Annotated in this window: 13 protein-coding genes and 1 pseudogene; 12 read left to right on the forward strand and 2 right to left on the reverse strand. The window is 56.1% G+C overall.

The features are described from left to right. The first annotated feature begins 32 nt into the window (after window positions 1-32). Together VD17_RS05675 and VD17_RS33050 are read left to right on the forward strand one after the other, a co-directional pair. Window positions 33-1,619 carry a GMC family oxidoreductase gene (locus tag VD17_RS05675; protein WP_046053036.1) on the forward strand — a complete coding sequence of 529 codons (1,587 nt, stop codon included), beginning with the start codon at window positions 33-35 and terminating at the stop codon, window positions 1,617-1,619. A gap of 578 nt (window positions 1,620-2,197) precedes the next feature. Then, on the forward strand, window positions 2,198-2,353 hold the full coding sequence (locus VD17_RS33050; RefSeq protein WP_440130559.1) for a DUF4113 domain-containing protein: 156 nt from the start codon (window positions 2,198-2,200) through the stop codon (window positions 2,351-2,353). Between the two features lie 165 nt (window positions 2,354-2,518). Here the strand turns inward: VD17_RS33050 and VD17_RS05685 are convergent, their stop codons facing one another. Next, the gene (locus tag VD17_RS05685) at window positions 2,519-3,238 is read right to left on the reverse strand and encodes an SOS response-associated peptidase family protein (protein ID WP_046053038.1); all 720 of its coding nucleotides are present in this window, start codon (window positions 3,236-3,238) and stop codon (window positions 2,519-2,521) included. 262 nt (window positions 3,239-3,500) lie between these two features. Here VD17_RS05685 and VD17_RS05690 point away from each other — a divergent pair, with 262 nt between their 5' ends. From VD17_RS05690 to VD17_RS05720, 7 genes and pseudogenes are all read left to right on the forward strand, one after another. Continuing rightward, window positions 3,501-4,412: a TauD/TfdA dioxygenase family protein gene (locus tag VD17_RS05690; RefSeq protein WP_046053039.1), complete on the forward strand. Its 912-nt coding sequence runs from the start codon at window positions 3,501-3,503 to the stop codon at window positions 4,410-4,412. 35 nt (window positions 4,413-4,447) lie between these two features. Beyond that, window positions 4,448-5,557, forward strand: coding sequence for an ABC transporter substrate-binding protein (locus VD17_RS05695; protein WP_046053040.1), 1,110 nt, complete (start codon window positions 4,448-4,450; stop codon window positions 5,555-5,557). A gap of 4 nt (window positions 5,558-5,561) precedes the next feature. Then, a complete protein-coding gene (locus tag VD17_RS05700; RefSeq protein ID WP_046053041.1) occupies window positions 5,562-6,467 on the forward strand; it encodes an ABC transporter permease in 906 nt (301 codons plus the stop codon). A gap of 8 nt (window positions 6,468-6,475) precedes the next feature. Continuing rightward, a complete protein-coding gene (locus VD17_RS05705; protein ID WP_440130556.1) occupies window positions 6,476-7,249 on the forward strand; it encodes an ABC transporter permease in 774 nt (257 codons plus the stop codon). Between the two features lie 25 nt (window positions 7,250-7,274). Next, a complete protein-coding gene (locus tag VD17_RS05710) occupies window positions 7,275-8,039 on the forward strand; it encodes an ABC transporter ATP-binding protein (RefSeq protein ID WP_046053043.1) in 765 nt (254 codons plus the stop codon). A gap of 64 nt (window positions 8,040-8,103) precedes the next feature. Further along, entirely contained in the window at window positions 8,104-9,435 is a 1,332-nt protein-coding gene (locus VD17_RS05715) for an LLM class flavin-dependent oxidoreductase (RefSeq protein WP_046053044.1), read from the forward strand. Between the two features lie 208 nt (window positions 9,436-9,643). Then, window positions 9,644-10,112: pseudogene (locus tag VD17_RS05720) on the forward strand (IS5/IS1182 family transposase); the annotation flags it as partial. A 10-nt stretch (window positions 10,113-10,122) separates the two neighbouring features. Here VD17_RS05720 and VD17_RS05725 read toward each other — a convergent pair. Then, window positions 10,123-11,589, reverse strand: a complete 1,467-nt coding sequence (locus VD17_RS05725; protein ID WP_046053045.1) for an efflux transporter outer membrane subunit — start codon at window positions 11,587-11,589, stop codon at window positions 10,123-10,125. An 87-nt stretch (window positions 11,590-11,676) separates the two neighbouring features. Between VD17_RS05725 and VD17_RS05730 the strand changes: the two genes are divergently transcribed. From VD17_RS05730 to VD17_RS05740, 3 genes are all read left to right on the forward strand, one after another. Then, window positions 11,677-12,297, forward strand: coding sequence for a TetR/AcrR family transcriptional regulator (locus VD17_RS05730; protein WP_046053046.1), 621 nt, complete (start codon window positions 11,677-11,679; stop codon window positions 12,295-12,297). Window positions 12,298-12,475: 178 nt separating this feature from the next. After that, window positions 12,476-13,597 carry an efflux RND transporter periplasmic adaptor subunit gene (locus VD17_RS05735; protein ID WP_046053047.1) on the forward strand — a complete coding sequence of 374 codons (1,122 nt, stop codon included), beginning with the start codon at window positions 12,476-12,478 and terminating at the stop codon, window positions 13,595-13,597. Beyond that, window positions 13,594-16,680 carry an efflux RND transporter permease subunit gene (locus VD17_RS05740; protein ID WP_046053048.1) on the forward strand — a complete coding sequence of 1,029 codons (3,087 nt, stop codon included), beginning with the start codon at window positions 13,594-13,596 and terminating at the stop codon, window positions 16,678-16,680. The genes VD17_RS05735 and VD17_RS05740 overlap by 4 nt, the downstream gene beginning before the upstream one ends. Window positions 16,681-16,836: the final 156 nt, after the last annotated feature.

Below are 16,836 nucleotides of genomic sequence, written 5' to 3' on the forward strand. Positions count from 1 at the left end.
ACGCGTTACCTCATAAAAGGTCCTAAGTCGTCATGGTGGATTTCATCGTAATCGGAGGCGGCTCGACGGGCTGCACGGTGGCATCGAGACTCAGCGAAGATACTTCTGCGTCCGTGGTTCTGTTTGAAGAAGGGCCTCGCGACCGCAACCCCTACATCCATATTCCCGGCGCCTACTACAAAACGGCGCAAGGGCCGTTACTCAAACGCTATGCCTGGGAGCCCACCGAAGATCAACGCAGGACCGAAACACCGACCATGGTCCAGGCCAGCGTGCTGGGTGGCGGGAGTTCGGTCAATGCGATGATTTACATCCGTGGCGTACCTGCCGACTACGATGGTTGGGCCGAGCAGGGGGCAACCGGCTGGTCTTACAAAGACGTATTGCCTTACTTCAAAAAAGCCGAAGACAACGAGCGTTTCTGTAACGACGTTCACGGCGTGGGAGGGCCGTTGGGGGTTTCTGACCCGATCAATGTTCATCCACTGACCAAAGTGTGGCTCCGCGCTTGCCAGCAGTACGGCTTGCCCTACAACGAGGATTTCAACTCGGGTAAACCTGAAGGCTGCGGGCTTTATCAGATCACGGCCAAGAATGGTTTTCGAAGCAGTGCGGCAGTGGCCTACCTGGCACCCGCGAAGTCACGCAAGAACCTGACGGTCAAGACGGGTTGTCGTGTGATCCGCATTCTGATGCAGGGTAACAAGGCCATTGGTGTTGAATACATCGAGAAGGGCGTGCGCCACGTAATGCACGCCGAAAAGGAAATTGTTTTATCGTCCGGCGCTATCAATTCACCCCGATTGTTGATGTTGTCCGGTATTGGCCCCGCCGCACAACTTGATAAGCACGGCATTAAAGTGATCAAGGACTTGCCCGGGGTGGGGCAGAACCTTCAAGACCATATTGAAGTATCGCTCGTGTATGAGTTGACGGGACCACACAGCTACGACAAGTACAAGAAACTGCATTGGAAAATGATGGCTGGTTTGCAGTACGCCCTGTTCAGGCAAGGCCCGGCAGCGTCCAACCTGATTGAAGGCGGGGCTTTCTGGTGGGGCGACAAGGCGGCCACAAATCCGGATATCCAGTATTTCATGGTCGTTGGCGCAGGTATCGAAGAGGGGGTCGACTCGGTTCCCGGGGGCAATGGCTGCACCCTGAATCTAGGCCAGATAAGGCCGAAATCCAGGGGCTATGTCGAGCTTTATTCCGCAGACCCGATGTCGCCGCCGCGTATCGTCCCCAACTATTTCTCTGATCCTTATGATATTGAAAGCCTGGTGGATGGTTGCCTCGTGGGTGAGGAAATCATGTCCCAGGCGGCCTTCAAACCTTACCTTGCACGACGTCATGTGCCGGACGTCGCGGTCACTTCGCGAGAGGCCATGAGAAAGTTCTGCCACGAAGAGGCCCACGCTGCGTTGCATCCGTCCGGTACTTGTCGAATGGGGGTAGATGACCAGTCGGTGGTCGGTCCGGATCTGAAGGTGCATGGCATTGAAGGGCTGCGGGTTGCCGACGCGTCGGTCATGCCCACGCTGATTTCAGGGAACCCCAATTCGGTGTGCATCATGATTGGCGAAAAGGCTGCCGATATGATTCGAAGCGGCCAATAGGTCGACCCTTAGGCAAACATTCAACATCGTTTTATAAAGGCGTGGCAGTAACAGGTGCTTAACTTGTTGCTGCCGCGTTTTTTTTAGTTCACACGTAGCTGCCGATCAACCACAGCGCGCAGCAAGTACTCAATGCCAACAGCAAAATCGCGCTGCAAATTTTCGCTTGGAGTTCAAGTGTGGGAGGCTTTGTTTCAATGGGTTTATCCAGTGGATTAACAGGCTGTACACGGACTCTGGTCAGATGACCTGTCGCATAAAACACGCTGTGCATGGCATCTACCCCTGTGTTTCGTTTCTGCTCAAATAGAGATCAATCAGCGCCTCTTTCCTGGTTGGGGGCAATCTGCATGCCATCAGACCTGTTCGGACTCAGTCACGTCCTCGTCTATGCTGCGCGAGACTCAGCGGTCTGTGCGGAAGTCATCCGGTGTATGAGTTAAAAGCCACTGGAGCGTGTGTATGGGCCTGGATTCAATTACAGCAACGCCGAGGTAATGCTCCTGAATCTTTGATAGCCAGGCGTGTACGTGGACGATTTGTTCGCTGTCTCACAGCCGGCTCAGGGCACTAAGTTCATGGCTGTGTTGGACAAGATCAAAGGACGGTGGGGCAGGGGGACGCTGCGTGCGGCCAGTGTGCCGAGTAATCCAGACTGGGCGATGCGGCAGGAGATGATGAGTCAGAGCTTCACGACAAGGCTTGATCAGCTTTGGACTGTTCAGTCCAGATGAGTTTCGATAGGAGCATCCCCGACAAAGCTATCCACAGAATGAGTGGGTATATCTGTGGACAATGACCCGGGAAGCGCGGAACGCAGGGCTTGTCATGTGTTGGTCATTAATTGAGCATATGTGCGTTGAGTAGCCTCTGAACGCTATGACGTGAAAAACCACGTTTCACGGAAAGTGTGGATGTTGGAGAGGCAATGACTGAGCAGGTGATATTGGATCTATCAGACCGGCACCCTGATTGCGGACATTGCCCACCGCCCGGTCAACCTTAAACCACTCGAAGGCTTCGGTCGGCTCACCCTCGAGCAGCACGATCTGCTCGGCACGTTCTTTAGGTATGCCCGGGTCCAGCCATTCCCGGGCCAGTTCCGGCGATAACGTCACTGGCCGCCGGTCATGAATGTCCACCATGCCGCCGGCGCTGTCGGCGGTGATTATGACGAAGCCGTCATGCTCGCCGGGCTCGTGTTCGCCGATGGGGTACTGACCGATCGCAGCACAGAGGATCGGCGTCTGGTCACAGTGGCGAATCAGGTAGGGCTGTTTCTTCGGACCGCCTTCGTAAACCCACTCAAACCAGTTGTCGATCGCGATGATTGCCCGGTGCGGCCAGATGGCTTTGAAGAATGGCCCGTGGGCGACTTTCTCAACCCGAGCGTTAATTGGCGTGGTGCGGTCTTTGGCCCAATGCGGGCGCCATCCCCAACGAACCATATCGGCGCGTAGAAACTGGCCTTCTTGGTGGAAGAGGGCGAGCTGTGTGCTCGGCGCGGCGTTATAGCGCTCAAAAGGCTGGTCGCCGGCATAGTTGATTAGGGCGTTGGGGATGCTAAGTGCCGCAACGAAGTCGTGAATGCCTCGATACTGGGAAAGGCGTCCGCACATGATTGCACCCTCCGGCTGTGTATTCAGAGTATGAACGTACTTCGTTGTGTCCGCCGTTTCCGCTATTGGTCACTGTTCGTTCAAATTCCCAACTAAAGAGTTATGAGCTAATAACCGGTGGCTTATAGCTGTTCATTCATTTTTATAGCGGATTAGTTATATGGTCGATCTTATATCTTTATATTAAATGGTGATTAGTCACAGCAGCTTTTATGTCTTTATGATTGGTCCTACAACAACTCGTGAGACAGGAGGTAGCTCGATGACAATTCAAATAAAACCCGTTGCTGGTCGAATTGGTGCGCAACTGGAAGGTGTGAAGTTGGGTGGAAACATCAGTGCTGAGCAATTCGAATTTATTAACCAGGCGCTGCTGAAATATAAAGTGCTGTTCTTTCGCGACCAACATCTGGATGACGCCGAGCACGAAGCTTTTTCCCGGCGTTTCGGTGATCAGGTACCGCATCCGACCGTACGTTCCGCCGAGCAAAGTGCCGCCATCCTACACCTGGATGCCAAGGAAACCCGAGCCAATTCCTGGCACACCGATGTGACCTTTGTTGCTAATTATCCGAAAATCTCCATCTTGCGCGGTGTGGTTATTCCACCTTACGGCGGTGACACGGTGTGGGCCAATACCGCCGCAGCTTACACCGACTTGCCCGAGCCATTAAAACAACTGGCAGATAGTTTACGCGCGTTGCATACCAACTTATATGACTACGCCGCGCCACGTAATACTGACGAGTCGGGTATCAGACGTTATCGCGAACAGTTTACCGCCGAAGTCTATGAGACCGAACACCCTTTGGTGCGAGTGCATCCAGAGTCGGGCGAAAGGAGTTTGTTGTTGGGGCACTTTGTTAAACAGATTCAGGGCGTCAGCAATAGCGATTCGAAACAACTTATTCGCTTGTTCCACGATCGTATTACCCATGTCGACAACACCGTGCGCTGGCGCTGGCATGAGGGTGACGTGGTGATCTGGGACAACCGCGCCACGCAGCACATCGCGATTAACGACTATGGCGATGCCCAACGAATCGTGCGCCGAACCACCATCGGCGGTGATGTGCCGGTTGGCGTTGACGGTCGCTTGAGCCAAGCGCTCAAGCCAAGCCCGGATACCCGCTCGCCGAAAACCGAAGCCGATAAAAAACACCTCGCTGCGTAACAAACGAGTCTCATCGACACAAGGAAGGTTTCTACATGGAACTTAAAGGTATCCCCCTGTTTCACAAAGGCCGCATCGCTGCAGTACTGGCTGCGCTTCTTGCAATACCCTTGGCGCAGGCCGATGTATTGCGCATTGGTGTAGCGACGGCCGGCGGCGGTGACCCGGTAACGTTCAGTGGCTCTACCTTGGGCATTGTGCGCAATCAGCAACTGCTGGAAAAGGCCTTCGCTGGAACCGGTACCGAGGTGCAATGGTTCTTTTTCAAAGGGGCTGGCCCCGCGGTAAACGAAGCCTTGTCGAACCAGCAACTTGATTTCGCCTACCAGGGCGATCTGCCCGCAGTAGTTGGTCGTTCCAATGGGCTGGACACCAAACTGCTGGCCGCACTGGGTGTACGTGCCAACCTTTATCTGGCGGTACCCAAGGCCTCTCAGATCAAAAGCATCGAAGATCTGAAAGGTAAAAAGGTGGCGGTCTTTCGTGGAACCAACGGCCATCTGGTGACGATCAATCTTTTGGCGGCGCATGGTCTGAGCGAGCGCGATATCAAGGTAATCAACCTCGATACCGGAAGCACTCAGGCAGCATTGGTATCCAATGGAGTAGATGCCGCATTCGGCGGCCGCGAATTGTTCAAGCTTCGCGATCAAGGCCTGATCGACATCGTTTATGACAACCCCACCCAGGATGTGCGCTACACCCGGCAGACTGCACTGGTGGTTCGGGGTACCTATGAGAAAGAACATCCGGACAACGTGCAAAAGGTTGTCGATACGCTGGTGGATGCGGCGAAATGGACATCGGATGACAGCCATCGTGATGCTGTCTTCACTGAATGGGCCAAGAGTAATGAACCCGCAGAATCACTACGCGCTGACTTTACCGGTGTAAGTCTCAGGGACAGAGCCTCGCCTCTGGTCGACAACTTTCTGCTTGGCCGCTATCAGGCCGTATCGGATCAAGCCAAGGAAGAAAAACTCATCCGTCGCCCCGTCAGCATCGATGGCTGGTTCGAGACCAGCTACTTGCAAAAATCCCTGAAAGCCAAGGGACTTGAAACCTACTGGACGCCCTACGGTCCGGATGGCAAACAGCCCGCTGGCAATGCAGTAGCGGCCGCGACCAGCAGGCAAGGGAGCTAGGCAAATGGCCAGGGCACAGACCGTCAGACAAGAACAGTACGCGACGCCGGCATTACCGAGCGACAACGTCAAACGCTTGCCACCGTCACCGGCCCGTTCAGTACGCAAGGTGGAGGTACTGCGCACGTCGGCCTGGTCCTTCAATCTGGGTGATAAAGCCTTGCCCTGGCTATTGCCGCTGGTGTTGCTTGGCTTATGGTACTTGGGAGTGGAACGCGGTTGGCTTTCAGAGCAGGTGCTACCACCGCCAGGCTACGTCTATCAAACCTTGTCGGACCTGGTCACCTCCGGTGACCTGTGGTTGAACGCGTTCGCCAGCTTGCAACGGGTGGTCGTCGGATTTGCGTTGGGTGCATTCGTCGGCATAGCTCTGGGTTTGGCCATGGGTCTTTCCAAAACTGCAGAGGATTATCTTTTACCCACCTTCAACGCGCTGGTGCAAATACCGGTACTGGGTTGGTTGCCGTTTGCCTTGTTGCTGTTCGGCATCGGCGAGACGCTCAAGTATGTGCTGATTGCCAAGGCGGCCATGGTGCCGATCACTCTGTGTACTTTGCAGGCTTTCCACCAGGCGCCCAAAGGGCTGTTGGAGGTCGGCCGGGCCTACGGCTTCAGTCGTCGGCAAAGCGTCACCTCCATCGTCTTTCCGGCGGCCATCCCGACGCTGTTCACTGGTTTGCGTCTGGGCTTCACCAAAGCCTGGTTGTCGCTGGTAGTGGTTGAGTTGGTGGCATCGAGTGAGGGGCTGGGTTACCTGATTGTCTATGGACGCCAGCTGTTTCAATTGGACTTGGTGATGGCGGCCGTTGTGGTGGTCGGTGCTCTTGGCCTGTTGATTGACCGCAGTTTCGACTACTTGGAACAACGCTTGAGTCGTGGTCGGCCAACTGCCGGGGGGCGACTGTCATGAGTGCGATCATGTCAGTAGGTAGCCGTAACCGCCGATATCGTGGATGGGTCTTGCCAATTGCCGCCATTGCCGTCTGGTGGCTGGCTTCGAGCCAGGGCTGGAGCCAATCGGGCTTGCTCGTTTCGCCGGAAAAAGTCGCCACCACGGCTTGGGATCAAATTGCCTCGGGCAAATTCTGGCGGTCAATTTCTGCCAGCCTGGCGCGCAACCTCAGCGGCTTTTTTATCGGTACCACACTCGGCCTGGTATTGGGATGCCTGCTGGGCCTGTCGCGGTATTTCCAACGTCTTGTAGGTCCGAGTTTCAATACCTTCAAACAAATTTCTCTGTTCGCCTGGATCCCGTTGATCTCGGTGTGGTTCGGCCTTGGCGATGTGGCCAAGGTAGTGTTCCTGTCACTGGCAGCACTGGTGCCGGTGGTGGTGAATACCTGCGACGGTTTACGCAATGTCCCACCTAACTTGTTGGAAGTGGCGCGGGTATACGGCTTCACCCGTTGGCAAACCATCGTCGGGGTCATGCTGCCCGCCGCCTTGCCGTCGATTTTCACGGGGATTTACCTGGCGCTGGTCTATTCCTGGCTGGCGACCATCGGTGCCGAATACCTGCTGGTATCGGGGGAGGGGATCGGTAACACGCTTATTGATGGCAGCGAACATTTCATGATGGACCTGGTGTTATTTGGAATGGTGGTTATCGGCCTGGTGGGCTGGGGCCTCAACGCATTGGCCCGGACACTTGAGCGGCGAATGCAACGCCTGTACGGCATCGCTCCTCGTTGATTGGCACTTTCAAAAGGATTGCAACATGCTCAACAACAGCCTGACCCTCGAAAACATCAGCAAGCGTTTCGCTTCCCGACCGGGCAGTTCGACTCAATTGCAAGTACTCGACAACATCCGCCTCGACATCGCTCCTGGGGAGTTCATCAGCATCGTCGGTGCCAGCGGCTGCGGCAAATCTACGCTGCTGCGACTGATTCTTGGACTGGACGAAGAATATGACGGGCGCATCCTGCTGGATGGCAAACCCATCGAAGGCACTGGCCTGGAACGTGGCATCGTATTTCAGGATCACCGCTTGTTCCCCTGGCTCAATGTGGAACAGAACGTCGCTGTTGGCCTCAAGAACTCACCCCTGAACGCCAGGCAGAAACGCGACACCGTGCGTGAGCACATTGAACTGGTCGGCCTGCAAGACTTTATCGATGCCTACCCTCATCAGATATCCGGCGGCATGGCGCAACGCGTGGCCATAGCCCGAGGGTTGGTCAATCGCCCGAGCGTGCTGCTACTGGATGAACCGCTGGGTGCCCTCGATGCCTTGACCCGTGCGCGCCTGCAGGGCGAGCTGCAAAACATCTGGGTCAAGGAAAAAATAACCATGATCCTGGTCACCCACGATGTTGATGAGGCGGTATTCCTGGGTGACCGCGTGGTGGTGATGCAGCCCAACCCCGGCCGCATCCGGCGCATCCTCGACATCGATCTGCCGCGTTCACGCAACCGCAGTGACAGCCGCTTCATTGCCCTGCGCGACGATGTGCTGAGCGATTTTGCCGAGCTGCACTGAGACTCTGCGCCTGACGCCGTGCGCAGGCTTGTTTTTCAAACTCAATTTTTTCAGGGAACGGGAAATGTCCGAACGCCAGCTCAGTCTCAACCTATTTATCTATCCGAACGGCCATCACGAAGCGGCCTGGCGTCACCCGCAGTCGGTGCCGGAATTGTCCATGGATATCGGCTATTACCAGCAACTGGCATTGCGCGCTGAACGTGAGAAACTTGATGCGATTTTCTTCGCGGATTCGCCTTCACTGGCTGAAAGCGGGCGTGAGGGTTTGCGTATTCGTTTCGAACCCATCACCTGGCTGGCAGCGATTGCCGCAGTGACCCAACGCATAGGCCTGATCGCCACGGCCAGCACGACCTACAGCGAACCCTACAATTTGGCCCGCTCATTCAGTGCGCTGGACCACCTCAGCAAGGGGCGCGCCGGCTGGAACATTGTTACCACTTCCATGGCCGCCGCAGCCGCCAATTTTGGTCTGGATAAACATCCCTCGGCGTTTGACCGCTATGCTCAGGCCGAAGAATTCGTGCAGGTGGTCGGTGACCTATGGGACAGCTGGGAAGACGATGCGCTGGTGCTGGACAAAACTTCCGGGGTGTTTGCCGATGGTGACAAGGTGCATGCGATCAACCACGTGGGTACCCACTACAAAGTAAAGGGCCCATTCAACTCTCCGCGCTCGCCACAGGGACGGCCGGTGCAGGTGCAGGCTGGGTCTTCTGAAGATGGCCGTGATTTCGCCTCCAGGCATGCCGAAGCGATTTTCACCGCGCACCAGACCCTGCAAAGCGCGACCGAATTCGCCAACGATATTCGTACTCGGGCGAAGGCGGCGGGCCGCGATCCTCGCCAGCTGAAAATTCTCCCGGGCATCAGCCCCTACATCGGTAGCACCGAAGCCGAAGCCCAGCGCAAGTTCGACGAGCTCAACGAACTGGTGCTGCCGCACATCTCGTTAGGTCAGCTACGCCGCATGTTGGGGGTCGACCTGACCGGGCACGATCTGGATGCACCGTTCCCGCGCCACCTGATCAACTTCGACAGCAGCGAAAGCCAGTCAAGCCGTTTCAAATTGATCATCGACATTGTCGATCGCGAGAAACCGACGTTGCGCCAACTGATCAATCGCCTGGCGGGTGCTCGTGGGCATTGGGTGCCGGTGGGTACGCCGGTGCAGATTGCAGATTTGATCGAGCAGTGGTTCCGCAGTGGTGCCGCCGATGGTTTCAACGTGATGCCGCCAGCGTTCCCCGAAGGCTTTGAAGTGTTCCTCGATGAAGTGCTGCCGATACTGCGAAAGCGTGGCCTGTTCCGCAGTGAATATTCGGGTAGTACTCTGCGCGAGCATTACGGCTTGAATCGCCCGGATTCGCGTTTTTCCCTGAAGTCCGCCTGAGCGAGGGGCAGATAGTCTTACAAGACGCCCGAGGCTGCTCACGGGCGTTAGGTTCCTACAGGTGTGCGCATCTGGTCAGCTAATGACGAAGCCAGTCCCAGCCGGAACATTGCGCTCGATCACCCAGCACGATGGCCCTAGGAAGGGCTGGCTGCAACCGATCCAGGCTGTGTGAAAACACCTGCCATTGTCTAATTTTCTGATCGTCGGTTCCGACCGCGATCAACTCAGCTCAATGGCCAAGCAGGCCCGCGAGGCGATGGCGTCAGATACATTGTCGGTAGTGGCTGACCGAGGTTACTTCAAAAGCGAAGAAATCCTGGCTTGTCGCGATGCCGGTATCACCGCCTATGTACCCAAGCCGATGACCTCTGGAGCCAAGGCTGACGGGCGCTTCAATAACGATGCCTTCATCTATGACGTGGCAAAGAACAAATACATTTGTCCGGCTGGAGAGGCATTGATTTGGCGTTTTTCTAGCGTTGAAAAAAGGCCTGACGTTGCATCGTTACTGGAGTTCGAAATGCCAATGCTATGCCTTGAAATCGCAATGTACTCCGAGCACGGAACGGCGAGTTCGACGCTGGGAGCATGAAGCAATACTTGAAGAAATGTAGGGACGGTTGAGCAGCGCGCCGGAAATGATGCGAATCCGCAAACGGACGGTTGAGCGTCCCTAAGGGATGCTCATTGTGCACTCGAGATCAAACGGCCATTTGAGTCTTCGCGCTGCCAGCCGCCGCCCAATGCTTTGAATGTGGCCACTGTAGCGCGAGCCGATTCAGTTTGTGCTTGGGCTCTACCATCAGATGCCGCTAAAAGGTTTTCATCGGCGTCCAATACTTCTATCAGACTGACAACGCCTTTTTCATACGCGGTAAACGACGTCGCTCGTGCTTTCGCATAAGCAGACTCGCCCTGGGCTAACTTTTCGGATTGCTGCTCGCGGTTGATCAGTGCCGAAAAAGCGGTTTCGACATCCTCGCAGGCCCGCAGAACTGACTGGCGGTAAACGGCTAACGCTTCGGCTTCTTGACCCTTCGCCAAGTCAATTTGGGCGTTGATGCGGCCAAAATCGAATAGCCTCCAGCGTAGTCCCAGGACCGTCGAGGCCTGACTGGCACCGTTGCTGAAAAGATTCCCGCTGGATACCGATGTAGCGCTGCCTAGCAGCGCACCCACAGAAAACTTGGGGTAGTACTCGGAGATGGCTTCGCCGATGCGAGCATTCGATGCCGCCAGTCGGCGCTCAGCGACGATCAAATCTGGACGCCGACGCAGCAGATCGGCCGGAGAGCCTAGTTTGGCGAGACTTGGCACATCAGGGATGCGCGCCGACTTAATCAATTGCGCGCTGTAAGTACCTGGCGGTTTGCCTAACATGACATCCAGCGCATTCATAGCAGCTGCAAGGCCCGCCTGCAGTACCGGCACGGTGGCCTGTGCTTGATTCAGCGACCCTTGGGTCTGGTTCAACTGTAGTTCAGCAGCTATTCCTTTTGCATACAGGTGCTCGATGGTGGTGAGCAGTTGTTGTCGCGTGTCTACTTGCTTTCGGGCAATTTCCAGGCGTGCTTGCAGGCCACGGATGCTGATGTAAAGGTCTGCAGTCTGCGCTACCACCGCGAGGCGTGTGGCAACCGCTCCGGCTTGGGAGGCCTGATAATCGGCGAAGGCTGCTTCTTTGCCTCGGCGTAGTCCGCCAAATACGTCCAGTTCCCAACCTGCATTCAGATTCGCCTCATAGGCGCTACCGTAGCGATTAAAGGATGGGTCTGAACTCAGTGCTTGGCCCAACGGTGTCTTCACGGACTGCCGGGCTCTGGCCGCCTGGCCATTGACTGTAGCCGATGGCAAAAGCGCTGCGTTAGCTGCCCCCAAACCCGCGTGAGCCTGCTCGATCCTTGCTGTTGCTTGAGCTAAATCGAGATTTTGTTCAAGTGCTTGATTGATCAGCTGACTGAGCACGGGGTCATTGAACGCGTTCCACCAAGCGGCGAGATCAGTTGGTGCTGCATCAACTTGGTGTGCTTTAGGTGTTTGCGCCAAAAAATGTTCAGGCAATTCCACATCGGGCTCTGAATAGTCAGGGCCCACTGCGCAACCCGCAACCATACCGAACCACAGCAAGACGGTAAAACGAGGAGGGCGCATGTGATACCTTCGAAATGATCGATTTGTGACGATATTACAATTTGGTCACAAGTTGTCAACCACCTTCAGGGTGCGTAAGCTGATCGCATGAATCAGCCATCAGTTTCTTCGTCCAGCGCCCGTGGCCCAGCCGATCACGACATCCGAGACCAGATTGTCGCGGCGGCCAACGAACACTTCAGTCAATACGGTTACAGCAAGACAACAGTCTCCGACCTGGCCAAAGCCATCGGTTTTTCCAAGGCTTACATCTACAAGTTCTTCGATTCCAAGCAGGCGATTGGTGAAGCTATTTGTAGAAATTGTCTGTCAGAAATCGTTGCGGCGGTTGAGCAGGCCACCAATGTTGAGGGTATTTCCCCGACCGAGCGCTTTCGGCGGTTGGTCAAAACCTTGATCGCCAAGGGTGTAGACCTGTTTTTTAATGACCGAAAACTTTATGACATCGCGGCGTTCGCCGCTTCGGAAAGCTGGCCCAGCTCACGAGTTTATGACGCGCGTATCAAGAGCTTCGTGCTGCAGATCGTGCGAGAGGGGCGGGAACTCGGTGAGTTTGAGCGCAAGACACCGTTGGACGAGACAGTGGAATCGATTCATCTCGCTCTACGGCCCTTCATCAATCCTTTGCTGTTGCAGTACAACCTCGATGTTGTTGAAGAGGCTCCTGGGCTCATTTCCAACCTCATTCTACGCGGCCTGATGCCTTAAAAGGCTTGGCTGATGGATCCGTTGCGCATCCGCAGCAGCATGCGTATCTAAATAATCAGATCTCAAACCCCTCTGTGTTGCCCTGATCATCAGGGCAACTTTCATTTGTCTGAATGGTGACCATTGACATAATTGGTCACTTGAATAAGCATGGAGCATCCGCTTTCAAGAGGTCTCTATGATCCAGCGCCGCCACATGTCATTCATTTTCATTGGCTTATTGCCGTTTGCCTTAGCCGCATGCAACGAGGCCATACCTTCAGATCCTCGCCTCCAAACGCCCTTGGTGCGCATCGCGGTGGTTCAACCCTCCGTGCCTGCAGATCGCGTATTCACCGGTATCGTCGCAGCTCGAGTTCAGAGCGATCTCGGATTTCGAGTCCCTGGGAAAGTGCTGGAACGTTTGGTGGACACTGGGCAGAGCGTCAAGCGCGGGCAACCACTCATGCGAATCGATGCTAATGATCTGGCGCTGACCGCGCGGGCGCAGCAGGAAGCGGTGCTGGCCGCCATGGCCCGATCCCGGCAGGCCTCCGATGACGAGCTTCGCTACCGTGATTTGGTGTCTGTTGGTGCTGTTTCTGCTTCTGCTTACGCAGGGTTCAAAGCGGCTGCCGAGTCGGCGAAAGCGCAGCTTAACGCGGCCAAAGCCCAGGCTGATGTGGCGAGAAACTCTACTGGCTATTCGACCTTGCTGGCTGATGCTGACGGGGTTGTTGTGGACACCTTGGCAGAGCCGGGGCAGGTGATAGGCGCAGGTCAGGTAGTGGTCCGTGTTGCCCATTCCGGGCAGCGCGAGGCGGTGATCCAGTTGCCTGAAACGCTACGTCCTGCATTAGGGTCGTCGGCGACGGTTGAACTTTATGGGCAAAACCAACGTGCAGGCACCGCGCGTTTACGCCAGTTGTCCGATTCGGCTGACCGGCAAACCCGTACATTTGAGGCGCGCTATGTGTTGGAGGGCGCGCTTGCTGATGCCATCCTGGGTTCGACCATCTCAGTTGCTATAGACGGTACGCGAGTCGCCAATTCCAATGAATTACAAGTGCCTATCGCTGCCCTCTACGACTCAGGTAAAGGTCCTGGTGTCTGGGCCGTTGGGGGCGAGCCTGAGCAGGTGACGTGGCGCCCTGTCACGGTCCTCAGCCTAAGCAATGCAGAAACTGCTCGAGTTACGGGCAACCTCCAGATCGACGATCGTATCGTTGCGCTGGGCGCGCATCTGTTAAGTGAAGGGGAACGGGTCAGGTCTCAAATGGCAGTCAGCGCCCAAGCACCGGTGGCCGAGGTGCGCCGATGATCGGGTTCAATCTGTCCGCACTGGCGGTGCGTGAGCGTTCGATCACGCTGTTTATGATCCTGTTGATTTCCGTAGGTGGGCTGTATGCCTTCTTCAAACTGGGGCGCGCTGAAGACCCTGCCTTCACCATCAAACAAATGACGGTGGTTACTGCTTGGCCTGGGGCGACTGCTCAGGAGATGCAGGACCAGGTGGTTGAAAAGCTGGAAAAGCGCATGCAGGAACTGCGTTGGTACGACCGGACCGAGACCTTTACCCGGCCAGGCTTGGCTTTCACCACAGTTTATCTGCTCGACGGCACGCCGCCCTCCGCCGTCCCGGAGGAGTTTTACCAGGCACGCAAGAAAATCCTTGATGAGGAGAAGGGGTTGCCGTCCGGGGTGATCGGCCCGATGGTCAATGATGAGTATGCCGATGTCACCTTCGCTCTATATGCGCTAAAGGCCAAGGGCGAGCCGCAACGCTTGCTGGTGCGCGAGGCCGAAGTCTTGCGCCAGCGTCTGCTGCATGTGGCGGGAGTGAAGAAAGTCAATATCATCGGTGAGCAGTCCGAGCGCATTTTTGTCGAATTTTCATACGAGCGTCTGGCGACACTGGGTGTTTCCGCTCGAGATATCTTCAGTGCGATGAACGCGCAGAACATGATGACTCCGGCCGGTTCGGTTGAGGCAAAGGGCCCACAGGTTTTCATCCGACTGGATGGTGCGTTTGATGACTTGCAGAAGATTCGAGATACGCCGTTGGTAGTGCAGGGCAGAACCCTCAAATTATCCGATGTGGCTGAGGTCAAGCGTGGTTATGAGGACCCCTCTACGTTCTCGGTGCGCAACAACGGAGAGCCCGCATTATTGCTCGGCGTAGTGATGCGCGATGGCTGGAACGGCCTTGATTTAGGTAAGGCGCTCGATGCCGAGACAACGTCGATCAATGAGCAAATGCCTTTAGGCATGACGCTGACCAAGGTCACCGATCAGGCGGTGAATATTGGCGGGTCCGTCAACGAGTTCATGGTCAAATTTTTCGCGGCGCTAGGGGTGGTGTTGCTGGTGTGCTTCCTCAGCATGGGCTGGCGAGTCGGTATCGTCGTCGCTGCGGCGGTGCCGTTGACTCTGGCTGCGGTGTTCATTGTCATGGCCGCCACAGGTAAAGACTTTGACCGGATTACGCTGGGATCGTTGATTCTGGCGCTGGGGCTACTTGTGGACGATGCAATCATTGCCATTGAAATGATGGTGGTGAAGATGGAGGAGGGCTACGACCGAATCAAAGCCTCCGCCTATGCCTGGAGCCATACTGCAGCCCCTATGTTGTCCGGCACGCTGGTCACTGCCATTGGCTTTATGCCCAACGGTTTTGCCAAGTCCACAGCCGGTGAATACACCGCGAATATGTTCTGGATCGTCGGCATTGCGCTCATTACCTCCTGGGTGGTGGCAGTGGTGTTCACACCTTACCTGGGCGTCAAACTGCTGCCGCAGATCAAGGTGCCCGAGGGGGGGCATGCAGCGATTTACGGTACACCGAATTACCTGCGTTTTAGGCGTCTGTTGGGGGCGGTTATTCGCCGTAAAGGCCTTGTAGCGATATCCGTCGTGGCCTTGTTCATTGTGGCGATTCTTGGCATGGGCTTGGTGAAGAAACAGTTCTTCCCTACATCAGACCGGCCCGAGGTGCTGGTTGAGGTGCAGATGCCGTACGGGACGTCGATCGAGCAAACCGATTCGGCGGCGGCCAAGGTCGAGGCGTGGTTGGCAAAACAACCGGAGGCTCGGATAGTTACCGCCTACATTGGTCAGGGCGCGCCACGCTTCTATCTGGCGATGGCACCTGAGTTGCCCGATCCTTCGTTTGCAAAAATCGTCGTGCTGACGGCGAGCCAGGAAGAGCGCGAGGCGCTCAAAATCCGGCTCCGGCAAGCCGTGGCTGATGGCTTGGCGCCTGAAGCACGGGTGCGTGTAACACAGTTGGTGTTCGGTCCTTATTCGCCGTACCCGGTGGCCTTTCGGGTTATGGGCGCGGACCGGACAGTGTTCCGCGATATCGCCGCACAGGTGCGCGAGGTCATGGCTGCCAGTCCCATGATGAGAACCGTCAACACCGACATGGGCGAGCGCGCTCCGGCACTCCATCTCACCCTGGATCAGGACCGTTTGCAGGCCTTTGGCTTGACCTCCACTGATGTTGCTCAGCAGCTGCAGTTCCTGTTGACCGGAGCGCCTGTCACCCAAGTGCGTGAAGACATCCGTTCGGTCCAGGTGGTCGCTCGCTCTGCAGGAAATACACGTCTGGATCCTTCAAAAATTGACGCCTTCACGCTGACTGGTGCTCAGGGTCAACGGGTATCGCTGTCTCAGGTCGGGACGGTGGATGCGCGCATGGAGGAGCCCATTCTGCGGCGCCGTGACCGTACACCGACCATCACCGTACGCGGTGATGTGGCTGAAGGTCTTCAGCCACCAGATGTCTCCAGCGCCGTGATGAAGCAACTGCAACCGGTCATTGAACAGTTGCCTGTGGGCTACCGGATTGAGTTGGCAGGCGCGATCGAGGAGTCGGGTAAAGCGAACAAGGCATTGCTGCCGTTGTTCCCGATCATGATCGCGCTGATGTTGCTGACCATCATTATTCAGGTGCGCTCGATGTCGGCGATGATGATGGTGTTCGCCACCGCGCCTCTGGGACTGATTGGTGTGGTGCCGATTCTTCTGCTGTTCCAACAGCCGTTCGGGATCAACGCCTTGGTGGGATTGATTGCGTTGTCAGGGATTCTGATGCGCAACGCGCTGATCCTTATCGGTCAGATTCATTCCAATGAGAAAGCCGGTCTGGCGCCTTATGACGCATTGGTCGAAGCCACTGTACAGCGGGCGCGGCCGGTGATCCTCACGGCGATGGCAGCGATGTTGGCTTTCATTCCGCTGACCCATTCGGTGTTCTGGGGCACGCTGGCGTACACGCTGATTGGCGGTACGTTTGCCGGCACAGTGCTGACATTGGTGTTCCTGCCGGCGATGTACTCCCTCTGGTTCAAGATCAGACTTGAGTCTGCAAGTGATGTGGATGCGCGTACTCAATCCGCATGAGCAATGCGAGGCTGGACCGTTTCGAGACGCAGAGGAGAACCAAGATGACTTCGTTGGCCCGGCTGGTGGAACAATTTGATCCCGGCGAGCCATTTGAGGCTCCTGCTTATTGGGTGCAGGGTGGAACGGTATTTAACGCTGCTCTTTGCTACAGGC

The organism is Pseudomonas fluorescens, assembly GCF_000968015.1.
Classification (GTDB): domain Bacteria; phylum Pseudomonadota; class Gammaproteobacteria; order Pseudomonadales; family Pseudomonadaceae; genus Aquipseudomonas; species Aquipseudomonas fluorescens_W.

Coding starts and splice junctions, on each gene's coding strand:
- VD17_RS05675 (WP_046053036.1), top strand. CDS start 33: ATGGTGGATTTCATCGTAATCGGAGGCGGCTCGACGGGCTGCACGGTG.
- VD17_RS33050 (WP_440130559.1), top strand. CDS start 2,198: ATGGCTGTGTTGGACAAGATCAAAGGACGGTGGGGCAGGGGGACGCTG.
- VD17_RS05685 (WP_046053038.1), bottom strand. CDS start 3,238: ATGTGCGGACGCCTTTCCCAGTATCGAGGCATTCACGACTTCGTTGCG.
- VD17_RS05690 (WP_046053039.1), top strand. CDS start 3,501: ATGACAATTCAAATAAAACCCGTTGCTGGTCGAATTGGTGCGCAACTG.
- VD17_RS05695 (WP_046053040.1), top strand. CDS start 4,448: ATGGAACTTAAAGGTATCCCCCTGTTTCACAAAGGCCGCATCGCTGCA.
- VD17_RS05700 (WP_046053041.1), top strand. CDS start 5,562: ATGGCCAGGGCACAGACCGTCAGACAAGAACAGTACGCGACGCCGGCA.
- VD17_RS05705 (WP_440130556.1), top strand. CDS start 6,476: ATGTCAGTAGGTAGCCGTAACCGCCGATATCGTGGATGGGTCTTGCCA.
- VD17_RS05710 (WP_046053043.1), top strand. CDS start 7,275: ATGCTCAACAACAGCCTGACCCTCGAAAACATCAGCAAGCGTTTCGCT.
- VD17_RS05715 (WP_046053044.1), top strand. CDS start 8,104: ATGTCCGAACGCCAGCTCAGTCTCAACCTATTTATCTATCCGAACGGC.
- VD17_RS05725 (WP_046053045.1), bottom strand. CDS start 11,589: ATGCGCCCTCCTCGTTTTACCGTCTTGCTGTGGTTCGGTATGGTTGCG.
- VD17_RS05730 (WP_046053046.1), top strand. CDS start 11,677: ATGAATCAGCCATCAGTTTCTTCGTCCAGCGCCCGTGGCCCAGCCGAT.
- VD17_RS05735 (WP_046053047.1), top strand. CDS start 12,476: ATGATCCAGCGCCGCCACATGTCATTCATTTTCATTGGCTTATTGCCG.
- VD17_RS05740 (WP_046053048.1), top strand. CDS start 13,594: ATGATCGGGTTCAATCTGTCCGCACTGGCGGTGCGTGAGCGTTCGATC.